We start from the raw sequence: 14,314 nt of genomic DNA on the forward strand, positions 1-14,314 counted from the left end.
CGACGCCCTCTGGATTTTCCGAGGGCGTATTTGTTTCTGCATTCTTTTCGAAAACATCATTCACAAGATTAAATACTGGCAATACTCTCACGCAAAATCCGCAGCACCGTCTCTTCACCGCTGCGATTCGGGTTAATGCGAATCGCACAATGTTCGAGTTGCGGATTCGCCTGGCGGAACGTTCCGGAAAGGCGATAAAAGAGCGGCGGGATTTCATATTTCGACTCTGCACCGACCGGGTAAGGCAACGCGCCACGCTTTTGCGCTTCTTCCAGCACCCTGGCGGCAATCGGCTGATGAAACTCGACAATCAACACCTTCGACTGCGCATTGGCAATGACGGCGCTTTTCACTTCCGGCACTGCACCACCGTTGAGCAAAGCCAGCAACCGTTCAGATACCCCTGCCTGCACCGCGTGCATCACTGGCGCGAACACCAGCCCACGCAACACTTCCAGCGCCTGTGAGCCCTGGATCTGGCTGCCGCCGGAGTAAAGCGTGGCGCGAATCCGACTAATAACATCGGCATCGCCAACCACTGCACCAACGCCCTCCGGCCCAAACAGCTTGAAGCAGGAGAATGTCGAGACATTCGCGCCGCATTCACAGCCGATTCGCGCCACCTTCATCACCGCATAGTTGTCATCGGTTAACGCTGGAACACCTGCCGCGCGCAACGTTGCCAGCACATCTGCCAGCACATAGCTGTCCTGCGGCTGCTGGCGCGTATGCTGCACCAGCGCGGCATCAGGTTGTTGCTCGTCGACGACCTGCTTCAGTGCCGACAGGGCATTGAAATCAGCAGTAATAAGCGTCAGCCCCATCTGCTCAATAATAACCCGTGTCGTTGGGTAAACAGGCGCGTCATGCACCAGAAGACGCTGCCCCGGTTTGAGCAAAGCCGCCAGCCCGGCGCGAATCGCGCCAGTCCCCGCGCCCTGCACCAGCGCCGCCGCTGGTGCATGAAACGCATCTGCCAGCACCTGCTCCACCCGCTGGGTAATGCGCGGTTGATTCAACCCTGGAGTTAACCCTAAATCACCGCCAGTAAGAAACTCGCTGCCGGGGAAATGGCGGCAGATGGTGTCCACCAGCGCAAACTGCTTTTGCTGCGCTTCATTAAGCGTCAGGCTTTGCAGAGGAAACGTCTTCATAGGTGCATTCCTTAAGCCGGAATAAACAGGCCAAACCAGTAAAGAACATTCAGCAGGATGCCGGTGATCATTACTGCCACGACCGGTGCCGCCATTTTCTGTACCGGACGGCCCAGGGATTCGTTGAGGAAGTAAATGGCAACCGCGATAGAGAATCCGGTATAACCCGCCATCTTAATTGCTGCGAAAATCGAACCGACCAGCAGCGCCACTTCCATCAGCATATTCATGGCGTTACGGATGTTATCCGACGCATTACGCACCGACGGGTAGCGTCCCAGCCATTTGCCGATAGAACGAAGCAGCAAGACTTCCGCCGAAATAACCACTGCGCCTAATACCGCTGCAACCATCGGATTCGGCGAGAGATAGCCCACCGCATAAACAAAGGTAAAGCCCGCAACTGCATACACACCCGTTGCTAAGGCGGTGGTGGCAATCAACGGTACAAAACCCAGCCCGCGCATAAATTCTGCCAGTGCCGCCTGGTTGATCAGCGTTTGCGATTGTTCCGGCGTTACGCCTGCGGAATATGCTTTCTCAAGGGTGAAGATCGACACTTCACTGCCAGCAAAAATCTTCATGCTGGCAACGGCGGCAATCAGCGCCCCTACAATAGCGATATACGGTAAGTTTTTGATAATCCGCGACGTGCGTTCTTCAAACACCGAAAGCCCGCTGGCATCGATGTCATTTTCATCACGATGACGCAGGTCGTGAGTTATCGCGATCCCCAGCAGCATCACCATGCCAATAAAGATTTCGATGGATTCAGGGTTAAGATGTGGGAAATAGCGCACGACTACCACACGGGTCATCAGAACAACCACGGCGGCGACCAGACTTTGCTTCCAGCCAAACTGGTAGAAAATCGCCACCAGCGGGAACAGTGCAAAAGCAGAAACCACCGGCGAGCTTAATTCCCCGAGGCTACCTAATACATCCACCGGCAGCGCGGTCAGCAGCTGGTTTACTGGCAACAGGCAAGTAAGGATCAACACGCCCCAGATAGCGCCAAGACCAAACGCCATCAGGCTGTTTATCGCCAGTACGCCGAGGATATCGGTAGGAAGAAAGAGTAACCATGCGTTTAGCAGCCCGGTTTTCAGGGTAAAAGAGATCCCCACCGAGGCCACAAAACCAATGCTCAGACCAAAAGCGATACTCCCCGCCTCGCGACGGTTCATATAGCCTTCAATCAGTTGCGGCAGGATCGGGCGGATGCCGTCATGAAAAACAGCCGCCGAGCGATGCGCCAGAAGCGATGTCATACCCGTCAGGCACGCCACCACGATAATCTGAATATACAGATCCATAGTCGTGCCTTTTATTTCAGATGGTTAATCAGCATCGGAATCGCGTGTTCGACGTGCTCAACGGAAAGGCCAAACGCCACTTTTCCTTCAGCGATCATTTTGGCGATATGCTCGTCTTTCGCTTTAATGCCTGGTTTGGCAATGGTGCAACTTTTGTTATAGCCAATCACCGCGATGGCAATCGACAATGCCGCGCCCGCACCGGTATTACACGCGCCGATGTAATAATCCAGTTGCCCGGATTTCACCTTCATTGCCGCTTCCATGTCGTTGTGAATGAAAACTTCAAAACAGCCAGGAGCCGTCGCTTCAATAGTTTTTTTAATCTGCTCACGCTGTAAGCCTGCAACGCCAATCTTTTTCATGAGTCTGTCCTTATTGGAAAAATTGAGAGGGATTTTCACGTAACATCACATCCACATCGGCCTGACTGAATCCTGACTGGCGCAATTGCGGAATAAAGGTGGTTAGTAAATAGTCATAGCCATAACCACCGTTGGCTTTTAAATGGGAGCGGCGCGTAATATCCATCGACAGCATGACGCGGTTCAGCAACCCACGGTCGCGTAGCGCATGAAGCATCGCAATACGCTTTTCGTCCGGGTAGTAACTGTTCTTACCAATGGTGTCGAACTGCACATACGCGCCGAGATCGATCATCTTCAAAATGTTGTCGAGGTTGTCTTTCAGATCGCAGTGACCAACGGTGACGCGCGAAAGATCAACTCCGTGGGCTTGCAACAAAGCCAGTTGCTCCAGCCCCATCGTGCTGAACGACGTATGCGTGGAGATCGGGCGTCCGGTCTGGTTATGTGCCAGCGCGGCGGCAATAAATACCTTCTCTTCCAGCGGCGTAATCTTCCCTTCGCTGGAGCCGATCTCCGCGATGATCCCGGCTTTCAGTTCCGTGCCATCGATACCCTGCTCAATTTCATCGACCATCTCCTGCGCCAGTTCCTGCACGCTGCGGGTCGCCACATGTTCCGGGAAAAACGCGTCCTGGTAATAACCGGTACAGGCCACCACGTTGATCCCCGTCTCGCGCATTACATCGAGCATAAATTGCGCATTGCGCCCCATGTAACGGTTGGTCATCTCAATCACATTACGCACGCCCCGGGCCATCAGGTCGTTCATCTCCTGGCAAATGAACGAATACTGATCAAGGCGGCAGTCCACGTTGTTTTTAAAGCCGGAGAGATCAATATGCAGATGCTCATGGGCGAGGGTGTAACCCGTCGGATCAAAACTCATAGGGTGTCTCCTGCAAACCGGAGGGAGGAAAGAAAAGAGCGACCATTTTGTGGCGGTGGCGCACGGAAAAATTCACACACGGTAGCCCCCACATCAGAAAGCGTGGTGCGCACACCGATCTGCGTAGTGACCAGCCCTTGCTGATAAACCAGCACTGGCACCACTTCACGGGTATGGTGGCTGTGACCAATGGTCGGATCGTTACCGTGATCCGCCATCACGACCAGGCAATCATCTGGCTGCATCGCCTCGACAAGCCGGGCAAGATTACGGTCAACGACCTGCAAACGTTCGGCATAACTTGCGACGTCTTCTGCGTGACCAGCGAGGTCGGTTTCCTGAATGTTGGTGCAAATAAACGCTGTCTGATGGGTGATAAATTCGTCGAGGGTGATATCCATAATCCGCTGGCTATCCACCAGATTTTGCCAGCTCACGCCATAAGGATTGTTGACGATATCTGCCACCTTACCCACCAGCACGGTTGGCACGCCTGCTTCATACAGTTTTTGTGGCACCTGCACTTTTTCATCGACGCCATAGCCCATATGCACGACCTGGAAACCGTTGTCATAAGCGCCAGAACGCGGCGCATTAATACCAATAAAGCGCCCTTCTTTGCTTTCTGCGGCATCGAGAATACGCTGACTGTCGGTTAACAGGCCGCCAAATGTAATGACCCGACCGACCTGTACCTGGTCACGCACGATACGACCAATTTTGATTGCGTCGTCAAAAGAGATCACAGAGAGATTGGCGGTAATGTTATAGACTTGGCCTAAATCCGCCTCGAGATTATCGCCAATCGCAACCGCCTGATTGACTCACAGAAATTGCAGTTCATCGCCACGGCGCTCCACCTGCCAACCGGCGGATACTAATGCCTGCTCAACACGGTCAATCACATCGCGAAAGGGCATCCGCAGCGGCGGTAACGGGCGCGTGCCTAAAATTTCCTGATGCCCCATAAAGGTATCGCCACCTTCATGTTGCAGCTCTGCCACACCCCAGGTTGCGGAGTCTGACGGCTGCATATCACCTGGCGCATAACCCAATGCGTTGATTAGCCCCAGCTTCTCCAGCGTTGGTAGCTGCAAATGCGGCAGCTGGCTCAGGATGTGACCACAGGTATTCGCTCCGGCATCTTGCGGGCGCACCAGCGTGACATCTTTCATTGCACCTACGCCAAAGCTATCAATCACTAACACCACAAATCGCGCCATTACGCCTCCAGAGAGTTTCCAAGACTGTCATAACGACCGACAATTTCCGGTTCGCCACGCTGAATACCCGATACCAACACCACATCACTGCGGGTAACAAAAATCTGCGTACGAAAACAGAACACTACGGCACTACTCACCGGAAACTCGCCTGCTAACGGCAGGTAATAGTCGATACTGCTGTCATCCACAGTTTTGAGATTTGTTTCAGTAATCTTTTGATTTTCTGGCGTAAACACCAGCGCATGTTGCGCATGACCACGACGGTAATAACCGCCGCCGTAGCAGTAGCTGTCGCCACGGAAATGGTGGGAAATTTCACTTAACCAAAGCATCGCGATACGTTCAGGCTAATCGCCCTGCTGGTTTGCCGGAATTGTGCCCGTCAGCGCATGACCGGGTTCGGCATGAGTCACACCGTATTGCGCCAGCAATGGCAACGAAGTGCAGCTGGTCGCAGAAGGTGCGTTCAGTTGCTCAATCGCAATACCAGATTTCGCCAGTTGATCCCGTGCCTGTATCAGCGTGTGAAGATTCGGTGTCGGCAAAACTTTCCCGGCAGCCTCATCCCAAAGCAGGCAAGGGAAATGGGTTAGTCCGGCTAAATGCAGCCCCGGCAGTTTCTTAATTTCAGCAACCACCTCGTGCAGCGAATGCTGTACAAAACCGCTCTCCTGCCCCGGATAAAGAAAATCATCGTCGCTATAAACTTTGAGCAGCACAGACTGGATTCGCCCGGCTTTCACCGCCGCCGCAGAAACTTCCCGCGCTTTGTCGAGAGTAAACACGGTGATGACGTCGGTGCCCTGTTCAACGGCGTCAGCAACCTGATGACAAGGGATTTGTACCAGATGCCCCTGATGCGCCACCGGCAAACCAGCGCGGCGCATGACTCGCGCCTCTTTGTAATCCACCGCCACAATGCCGCTGTAGCCCAACGCCAGCAGTTTTTCCGCCAGCCATGGGTTACGACCGAATTGTTTGGTCATCAGATACAGTTCAATGCCGTAAAGCCGCGCCGTCTCAATCTGCCGCTTACCGTTTTCCAGTATCTGATCCACGTCGATCACCCAGCTGTCCGGGGCGATCTTGCCCTGCTGCCACAGACTTAAAGCGGCGGAAATCAGCGCCGGGTTCTGGCGTTTCAATGCTTCTACAAACATCTTGTTGCCTCGTTTCTGTTCCTTGAATTAAATATTCATTTTTTTGAATATTTAGATTGTGCGACGTGGATTTGCCGAATGCCTCAGATACTTTCGTTAGCAGCCATCCATAATCCATAAAGGTTGGCCAGCAAATAGCCTTCTTCACACGGGTTAACTTCCAGTGCGAATTCCTTCAACAACACCTGATGCAATTGCACAACGGCTTGCCAGTGGCTGGATTGCGCCAGCTCTGCCAGCAACTCGTTATCCAGTGGCTCAATTTCTTCACCACGGCGACTGCGCATCAGTGCACTCGCCATATGTGTCATCGCCATCGTTCCTTGCTCACTGCGCACCGGCAGATGGCACTCTGTTTCCAGTACCTTGACGACCTGCATCATGCCTTTGCAGATGTCCTTATCAATAACGCCTGCATCGCAAAGCAGGTTGAGTCTGGTTTCCATATCAGATGCCTTTCGTTTAATAACTCGGTTCCTGTTCCCCACTCACCACCCGTTGTTGATGGGCGAGCAGGGCGTGTTTATCTACAACGGCACGCAGCAGTTGTTGCATTGGGTAATCATCGACTCGCGTCAGGACCACGGCTTCGGTGGCCTGTAAAAATCGCGGATCGTCTGTGAGCGGCGTCGCCTCTAATCCCAGCATGGTCAGTTCGTTTTCCGCCACCACGTTCCAGATAACCGCATCAACATCGCCTTTAACAATGCGTTGTAAACTCTCGTGATAAGAGAGATCGACTCGTTCCACATCACTACCGCCAAAAAAGACATCAGTCATGATTTTCTGATCCGCCGAACGGTTATCCAGCCCCACGCGCTTCACGTTTGCAGACTCGCCTTTACGGCAAATCAACTGGTGCTCGCCAACGTAGGTGTGCGGCCCCAACTCCAGCGCGAGGCATAACCCTTTTTGCGTGAGATAACTTTCCGCCGCCAGTCGGGAAACCACCGCCATGTCATACACGCCGTTAAGTAAACACTCCACGCGAATATCCGCGCCGCGCATATGCGCATAGTAAAAAGGAATGCCATCAAACTGGGCTTTCAATCCGCTCGCTAAACCTTCGTACAAGCGGGTATAGGGCAAAGGCATCGCACATACCACGTTGTTGATATCCACATGACTCAGCAATGCTTTGTTATCCATCTCGACCAGATAACTGCCATTGCGCCCACGGCGTTCAATCCGTATCGCTCCGCTTGATTCCAGCGTTTTCAACGCGGCCTGCGTCAGGCCAACGGATGAACGGCATTCAGTGGCCAGTTCATCTATAGTTTTCAATCGGTTACCGCACTTTTCACCCAACAAATAACGGGCCAGCGTCGTGATGACGACGCCTTCTTTTTTGATAAACGTTCGACGCATAATAAATTTTCAGTAAATTGAATATTTATATCTTCAGGAATTTGAAGATAAGGCGCAACTGTGAGATGTGGAAACGGCGAGGCGCTTCACATTTTTTCGGATTATTGCAAATGAGGATAAAAAAACCGGGTTTCCCCGGTTTTGGCATTAATGTTAAATTACGGCTTCGCCACAAAACCAATCGCTTCGTACACCGCTTTTAGCGTACGGGAAGCGTGCGCGCTGGCTTTTTCTGCGCCGTCTTTCATCACCTGTTGCAGGAAGGCTTCATCGTTGCGGAAACGGTGGTAACGTTCCTGCAATTCAGTCAGCATACCGGAAACGGCATCAGCCACTTCACCTTTCAGATGACCATACATCTTGCCTTCGAACTGTTTTTCCAATTCCGGGATACTCTGGCCCGTTACCGCAGAAAGGATATCCAGCAGGTTGGAAACGCCCGCTTTGTTCTGCACATCGTAGCGAACTACCGGCGGCTCGTCGGAGTCGGTGACCGCGCGTTTGATTTTCTTCACTACCGATTTCGGATCTTCCAGCAGGCCAATAACGTTATTGCGGTTATCGTCAGACTTGGACATCTTCTTGGTCGGCTCCAGCAGCGACATTACGCGCGCGCCGGATTTCGGAATAAACGGCTCCGGCACCTTAAAGATATCGCCGTACAGCGCGTTGAAACGCTGGGCGATATCACGGCTCAGTTCCAGGTGCTGTTTCTGGTCTTCACCCACCGGTACCAGATTAGTTTGATACAGCAGGATGTCCGCTGCCATCAGCACCGGATAGTCAAACAGACCAGCGTTGATGTTCTCGGCATAACGCGCAGATTTATCTTTAAACTGCGTCATGCGGCTCAGTTCGCCGAAGTAGGTATAGCAGTTCAGTGCCCAGCCTAACTGCGCATGTTCCGGTACGTGGGACTGAACAAAAATGGTGCTTTTCTCAGGATCGATACCACAAGCCAGATACAAGGCCAGCGTATCCAGCGTCGCTTTACGCAGCTTCTGTGCATCCTGGCGCACGGTGATCGCGTGTTGGTCAACGATACAGTAAATGCAATGGTAGTCATCCTGCATGTTTACCCACTGACGCAGCGCACCCATGTAGTTACCAATGGTCAATTCACCTGAGGGCTGTGCGCCACTAAAAACGATGGGCTTAGTCATTTTTCGATTCCTGATTTTCGCTATGCGGAAGCCCTAATGCGGGCAGAAGGTCATTTATAGACTGATAAATTACATCAGGCTGGCTGAGATCGATAGCCTCGCCGTAGTTATATCCGTAGGTTAAGCCAACTGATGGGCAACCTGCCGCTTTTGCTGCCTGAATATCATTGCGTCGTGAGTCGCCAACAAACAGCATCTGTTGTGGAGCAATTCCCATCCGCTCAGCCACCAGTAACAGCGGGTCCGGATGCGGTTTTTTGTTTTGCACATCATCACCACCAATCACCACGCTGAAGTATTTGGCGATATCTAAGGCTTCGAGCAGCGGCGCGACGAACGGCGTCGGTTTGTTGGTGACCAGGCCTAGCGGCAGGCCTTTAGCCTGCAACGCGCCCAACGTATCGGCAACGTGCGGGAACAAAAACGTCCCCTCTTCGGCAACCTCGCCATAGTAGCGATCGAACAGTTTACGCAGAATACGTACCTGTTCTTCTGCCGGAATGTCGTCATCAACGGGCGGTTTACCCATTGTTTTACGCAGAGTCGCACGTTCCTGACGCGCCCAGGTCAATGCGCGCTCCATCAGAACATCTGCGCCGTTACCAATCCAGGTAATAACGCGTTCTTCACCTGCGACGGGCAACTCCAGCGCATACAGCGCCATATCTACCGCAGCAGCAAGACCGGGAGCACTGTCCACCAGCGTACCGTCGAGATCAAAAGCGACGCCGCGAATATCTTCAAACTTACTCATGACTTACCTTTGCCAGTTCACTGCGCATTTCATCAATGACTTTTTTATAGTCTGGCTGGTCGAAGATTGCCGAACCGGCGACGAACATATCCGCGCCCGCCGCAGCGATTTCGCCAATGTTGTTCACCTTCACGCCACCGTCCACTTCCAGACGAATGTCAAAGCCAGACTCGTCGATACGACGACGTACTTCGCGCAGTTTATCCAGTGTTTGAGGAATGAAAGACTGACCGCCGAAACCAGGATTGACGGACATCAGCAGGATCACATCCAGCTTATCCATCACGTAATCCAGATAGCTCAGAGGTGTCGCCGGGTTAAATACCAGACCCGCTTTACAGCCATTTTCTTTAATCAGTTGCAGCGTGCGGTCAACATGCTCGGAGGCTTCTGGATGAAAGGTAATGATGCTGGCACCAGCGGCAGCGAAATCAGGCACAATGCGATCGACAGGTTTCACCATCAGGTGTACGTCGATAGGGGCGGTAATGCCATAGTTACGCAAGGATTTCAGCACCATTGGCCCAATCGTCAGATTGGGAACATAGTGGTTATCCATGACGTCAAAATGCACGACATCAGCGCCAGCTGCCAGGGCTTTTGCGGTATCTTCACCCAGGCGGGCAAAATCAGCCGACAGAATTGAGGGGGCAATCAAATACTGTTTCATCCGCTTCTCCTTGAGAATTATTTTTTCGCGGGTGAAACGACTCCTGGTTTGTACAAAGCCAGCAGTTCGTCCACCTTTTTACGTGTGCCGCCGTTACTGCTTATACTGCGTCGAACTTTGACGACATGCAATTTTGCGCGCTGATACCACTCACGCGTTAACATCGTATCGTGATTGGAGATCAGCACAGGAATATGGCGATCAACCAGACCTTCGGCGATCTCCGCCAGATGCGCTTGTTGTTCAAGCGTAAAACTGTTTGTGTGATACGCCGTAAAGTTGGCGGTCGCAGACAGCGGTGCATAAGGCGGATCGCAATAGACGACGGATGCATCATCTGCGCGCGCCATGCTATCGGCGTAAGACTCACAATAGAAAAAGGCATTCTGCGCTTTTTCAGCGAAGTGATACAACTCTGCTTCCGGGAAATAGGGTTTTTTGTAGCGGCCGAACGGCACGTTAAACTCACCGCGCAGATTGTAACGACACAGGCCGTTGTAACCGTAGCGGTTCAAATATAAAAACAGTACCGCCCGACGGAACGGATCCTGGCTTTTGTTGAACTCTTCGCGGAACTGATAGTAAACCTCGGCGCAATTTGTTTCGGGAACAAACAGCTCGCGTGCGGCCTGTACGTACTCATCAGTACGCATCTTCACAATGTTATAGAGACTGATCAGGTCGCTATTGATATCGGCAAGGATATAACGAGAAAAGTCGGTGTTGAGAAACACCGACCCGGCACCTACAAAAGGCTCAACCAGACATTCGCCCTTGGGCAAATGCCGTTTAATATCATCAAGCAGGGGATACTTGCCCCCTGCCCACTTCAAAAAAGCGCGATTTTTCTTCATGCTGACTAACTAATTACACCTTCTCCGGCTGTGGAGAAAGCTCCGACAGCATCCAGCGCTTCAGGCAGCTCCCGCAACGATAAACCATTGCGGGAGATAACCTTGATTACTTCAGATCGGCCTGTACCTGACGCAGCGGTTTCGCCCACGGGTTTTTGGCCTGGACATCTGCTGGCAATGTAGATACCGCTTTTTTCGCCTCTTCTTTCGAAGCGTACACGCCAGAAACCAGGACATACCACGGCTGACCATTACGCGTCGTTTCATAGACAACGTAGTTTTTCAGATTCTCTTTCTTCGCCCAACCGTTCAGGTTGTCGTAGTTAGAGGAACTGCTCAGCTGCAGAGTGTAATGGCTGGACGGTGCCGATTTCAACGAACCCACATTACCTGCGGTCTTCCCTCCAGCGGCTGGTGTTGCCGTGGTTTGCGCCGGGGATGCCGTCTGTACTGGAGCCGTAGTCGCCGTCTCTTTTGGTGCTGGCGTAGAAGTCGCAGCCGGTGCCTTCGTGCTCGCCACAGGAGCAGCTGGTTCAGTACGCTTCGGCGTCTGTGCTACCGGCTTCGGTTCCGTTTTCACGGTTGCTTGCGGTTTTTTCGGTTCAATCACCGCCTGCTGACGAGCTGGACGCGTAGTGGCCGGACGTTCAGCAGTTTGCGTTTTCGCCGTGTCACGCGATGCATTGCCATTGCGTACTGGCGCGACAGTTGCTGGTTCAGTCGGCAATGTAGAATTGACCGCCACATTGTTCAACTGTTGCTGATTTTGTGGCTGGGTCAGCGCATTGTTCAGGTCACCCTGCACTTCAACACGTTGTTGACCATCCGTTGCCGCCGGGGTTTGCCCTTGAGTCGGCGTAGAAGAGATCGGCGGCAGAGAAACATCCTGCTGAGTATTTTCCGCAGACGTGGTTCCCGGCGCTGGCTGCACGCCATTCGCCTGATCGGTCGCATTGCCAGCAAGATCAATACTCTTCTCGCCAGACGCGGTTTGATCGCTGGAAGTGGTCGAGGGGGCTTTTAGCGCAGAACCGATACCGATGATCAACAGCAGTAGAACCAGAATGCCGACGCCCATCATCATATACTGACGAGAAGCGGGTTTACTGGCTGCTTTTTTGCGCTTACGCGGACGACGCTCTACGCGCTCTTCATCCACGGTTTCATCTTCGGATTCGTCAATTTCTTCTTCGATTTCCGGTTCCTCATTGCGCTCTTTTTGCGCACGAGTCGGACGGCGATCGTCAGTGTCATCAAGTTCAATATCATCAAAATTGATCTGCGGTTCGCCACGTTCAGTACGCTCAGAACGTTCAGAAGATTGACGAGAACGACCAGTACGACGATCGCTGGGATCGGGTTTCAGCTCGTCTTCTGGTTTGAATTCATCCATTTAACACCCCACTAAAAGGTTAATGCTTACCACGTTGCAATTAACCTGAAGCTAATAGACCGCTTGATAAGCGGCCTGACCTTTCTTGTTGTTACGCTGATTGACAATCGGCAATGGCGTTAAGAACAAGCTCGTGCGAAACACCGCTGCGAACTTCACTCTTACCAATTGCCAACGGAAGAATTAAGCGCATCTCTCCCGCAAGGACTTTCTTGTCACGCAGCATATGCGGTAAATACGCCTGCGCGGACATTTCGCGCGGCCCATTGACCGGTAACCCAGCCCGCGTGAGCAGAGTTATAATACGCTGCGTTTCGGCAGAACTAAACTGCCCGAGACGTTCCGACGTCCGCGCCGCCATCACCATACCCGCAGCGACCGCTTCACCATGTAACCAATTGCCATACCCCATTTCAGCTTCAATGGCATGACCAAAGGTGTGTCCCAGATTCAGTAAAGCACGTAACCCGGTTTCGCGCTCGTCGGCGGCGACAACTTCTGCCTTCAGTTCACAACAACGGCGAATACAGTACGCCATTGCCGGACCGTCCAGACGCAACAACGCATCCAGATTCTCTTCCAGCCAGTTGAAAAACGCACCGTCAAGAATAATGCCGTATTTGATGACTTCTGCCAGCCCCGACGCTAACTCACGCGGGGGAAGCGTTTTCAGACAGTCGAGATCCACCACCACTGAAGCAGGCTGGTAGAACGCGCCAATCATGTTTTTACCGAGGGGATGGTTGACCGCAGTTTTGCCGCCAACGGAGGAATCGACCTGCGACAGTAACGTCGTCGGGACTTGAATGAAACGAACACCGCGCTGATAACTCGCCGCCGCGAAGCCGGTCAGATCGCCCACTACGCCGCCGCCAAGCGCCACCAGCGTAGTATCGCGACCATGCGGCTTTTGTAACAACGCCGTAAAGACGGTATCGAGTACAGCCAGGCTTTTATACTGCTCGCCGTCAGGAAGGATAACGCTATCGACGTTAACACCCGCCTGTTCAAGTACGCCGCGGACCTTATCGAGATACAGAGGAGCCAGGGTTTCGTTGGTGACCAACATGACCTGCTCGCCCGATTTCAGCGGTAAGAATGAAGCTGGTTCATTAAACAAACCAGATGCGATGGTAATTGGGTAACTACGTTCCCCGAGAGTAACGACAATCCTCTCCATAACGCGACATCCACCTTAATTACTGTACCCGCAGACGAGTGTATATAAAGCCAGAATTAGTTGCTTTCCAGCATGTGAATAATCTGGTTTGCAACCACTTTAGCGCTTTGATCATCAGTACGAATGGTCACGTCGGCAATCTCTTCATACAGCGGATTGCGTTCATTGGCCAACGCTTCCAGAACTTCACGTGGCGGTGTTTCAACGTGCAGCAACGGGCGTTTTTTATCACGCTGCGTGCGTGCAAGTTGCTTTTCGATGGTCGTTTCAAGATAAACGACAACGCCACGAGCGGAAAGACGGTTACGCGTTTCACGGGATTTCACAGAGCCGCCGCCAGTAGCCAGCACAATACCCTGTTTCTCGGTCAACTCATTGATGACCTTTTCTTCGCGATCGCGGAAGCCTTCTTCGCCTTCTAAATCGAAAACCCAGCCCACATCAGCTCCGGTTCGTTTCTCAATCTCTTGATCGGAATCGTAAAATTCCATATTGAGTTGTTGAGCTAACTGGCGCCCAATAGTGCTTTTTCCGGCACCCATAGGCCCAACCAGAAAGATATTGCGTTTCTCTGCCATTTTTTCGGTACTACTAAGACTATTCGTTAATGATAAACCCGCTTCGCTCAGAGAGCGCCGCAGGACATGAACTGAAACCTCATAAGATATTGCGAGAGTCAGACTGAAAATTATCTCAATACTCCAGCGGGTTTGGCAACTGAATAAATCACCCATCCCTCTGCATATCTGGTCGCTGCAAGCGCGCTGCCTTGCTACCACCGCTCTGGCGATAAATCACCGGGTAAGATTAGCGTAAAAAAGA

General features: G+C 52.4%; 13 protein-coding genes and 2 pseudogenes. All 15 read right to left on the reverse strand.

Annotated features, from left to right (window positions below; genetic code table 11):
* Window positions 1–68: 68 nt before the first annotated feature.
* Window positions 69–1,154 carry an aminotransferase class I/II-fold pyridoxal phosphate-dependent enzyme gene (locus tag OQV04_RS07140; protein ID WP_032281700.1) on the reverse strand — a complete coding sequence of 362 codons (1,086 nt, stop codon included), beginning with the start codon at window positions 1,152–1,154 and terminating at the stop codon, window positions 69–71.
* Between the two features lie 11 nt (window positions 1,155–1,165).
* Window positions 1,166–2,470 carry a YhfT family protein gene (locus OQV04_RS07145; RefSeq protein WP_000366876.1) on the reverse strand — a complete coding sequence of 435 codons (1,305 nt, stop codon included), beginning with the start codon at window positions 2,468–2,470 and terminating at the stop codon, window positions 1,166–1,168.
* Between the two features lie 11 nt (window positions 2,471–2,481).
* A complete protein-coding gene (locus tag OQV04_RS07150) occupies window positions 2,482–2,835 on the reverse strand; it encodes a DUF2620 domain-containing protein (RefSeq protein WP_000719728.1) in 354 nt (117 codons plus the stop codon).
* Between the two features lie 10 nt (window positions 2,836–2,845).
* Window positions 2,846–3,724: a phosphotriesterase-related protein gene (locus tag OQV04_RS07155; RefSeq protein ID WP_028132032.1), complete on the reverse strand. Its 879-nt coding sequence runs from the start codon at window positions 3,722–3,724 to the stop codon at window positions 2,846–2,848.
* Window positions 3,721–4,947: pseudogene (locus tag OQV04_RS07160) on the reverse strand (phosphopentomutase). The gene OQV04_RS07155 and the pseudogene OQV04_RS07160 overlap by 4 nt, the downstream one beginning before the upstream one ends.
* A pseudogene (locus OQV04_RS07165) lies at window positions 4,947–6,110 on the reverse strand (YhfX family PLP-dependent enzyme). Before OQV04_RS07165 ends, OQV04_RS07160 begins: the two co-directional pseudogenes overlap by 1 nt.
* Before the next feature lie 83 nt (window positions 6,111–6,193).
* A complete protein-coding gene (locus tag OQV04_RS07170; protein WP_032281705.1) occupies window positions 6,194–6,556 on the reverse strand; it encodes a hypothetical protein in 363 nt (120 codons plus the stop codon).
* Window positions 6,557–6,572: 16 nt separating this feature from the next.
* Window positions 6,573–7,478 carry a GntR family transcriptional regulator YhfZ gene (gene yhfZ / locus OQV04_RS07175; protein ID WP_001254820.1) on the reverse strand — a complete coding sequence of 302 codons (906 nt, stop codon included), beginning with the start codon at window positions 7,476–7,478 and terminating at the stop codon, window positions 6,573–6,575.
* A 158-nt stretch (window positions 7,479–7,636) separates the two neighbouring features.
* Window positions 7,637–8,641 carry a tryptophan--tRNA ligase gene (gene trpS, locus OQV04_RS07180; RefSeq protein WP_000165543.1) on the reverse strand — a complete coding sequence of 335 codons (1,005 nt, stop codon included), beginning with the start codon at window positions 8,639–8,641 and terminating at the stop codon, window positions 7,637–7,639.
* Entirely contained in the window at window positions 8,634–9,395 is a 762-nt protein-coding gene (gene gph, locus OQV04_RS07185) for a phosphoglycolate phosphatase (protein ID WP_274446646.1), read from the reverse strand. The genes trpS and gph overlap by 8 nt, the downstream gene beginning before the upstream one ends.
* Complete coding sequence (gene rpe, locus OQV04_RS07190) at window positions 9,388–10,065, reverse strand: ribulose-phosphate 3-epimerase (RefSeq protein WP_000816280.1); 678 nt, start codon at window positions 10,063–10,065, stop codon at window positions 9,388–9,390. The genes gph and rpe overlap by 8 nt, the downstream gene beginning before the upstream one ends.
* A 17-nt stretch (window positions 10,066–10,082) precedes the next feature.
* Window positions 10,083–10,919 carry an adenine-specific DNA-methyltransferase gene (gene dam, locus OQV04_RS07195; RefSeq protein WP_000742141.1) on the reverse strand — a complete coding sequence of 279 codons (837 nt, stop codon included), beginning with the start codon at window positions 10,917–10,919 and terminating at the stop codon, window positions 10,083–10,085.
* Window positions 10,920–11,025: 106 nt separating this feature from the next.
* A complete protein-coding gene (gene damX, locus OQV04_RS07200; protein WP_000343210.1) occupies window positions 11,026–12,312 on the reverse strand; it encodes a cell division protein DamX in 1,287 nt (428 codons plus the stop codon).
* Window positions 12,313–12,403: 91 nt separating this feature from the next.
* A complete protein-coding gene (gene aroB / locus OQV04_RS07205) occupies window positions 12,404–13,492 on the reverse strand; it encodes a 3-dehydroquinate synthase (RefSeq protein WP_000439850.1) in 1,089 nt (362 codons plus the stop codon).
* 56 nt (window positions 13,493–13,548) lie between these two features.
* Window positions 13,549–14,070: a shikimate kinase AroK gene (gene aroK, locus OQV04_RS07210; protein WP_000818618.1), complete on the reverse strand. Its 522-nt coding sequence runs from the start codon at window positions 14,068–14,070 to the stop codon at window positions 13,549–13,551.
* Window positions 14,071–14,314: the final 244 nt, after the last annotated feature.

Origin of the sequence: Escherichia sp. Lx600-2 (assembly GCF_036662595.1) — a bacterium.
In the GTDB taxonomy this organism is placed as follows: Bacteria; Pseudomonadota; Gammaproteobacteria; order Enterobacterales; family Enterobacteriaceae; genus Escherichia; species Escherichia coli.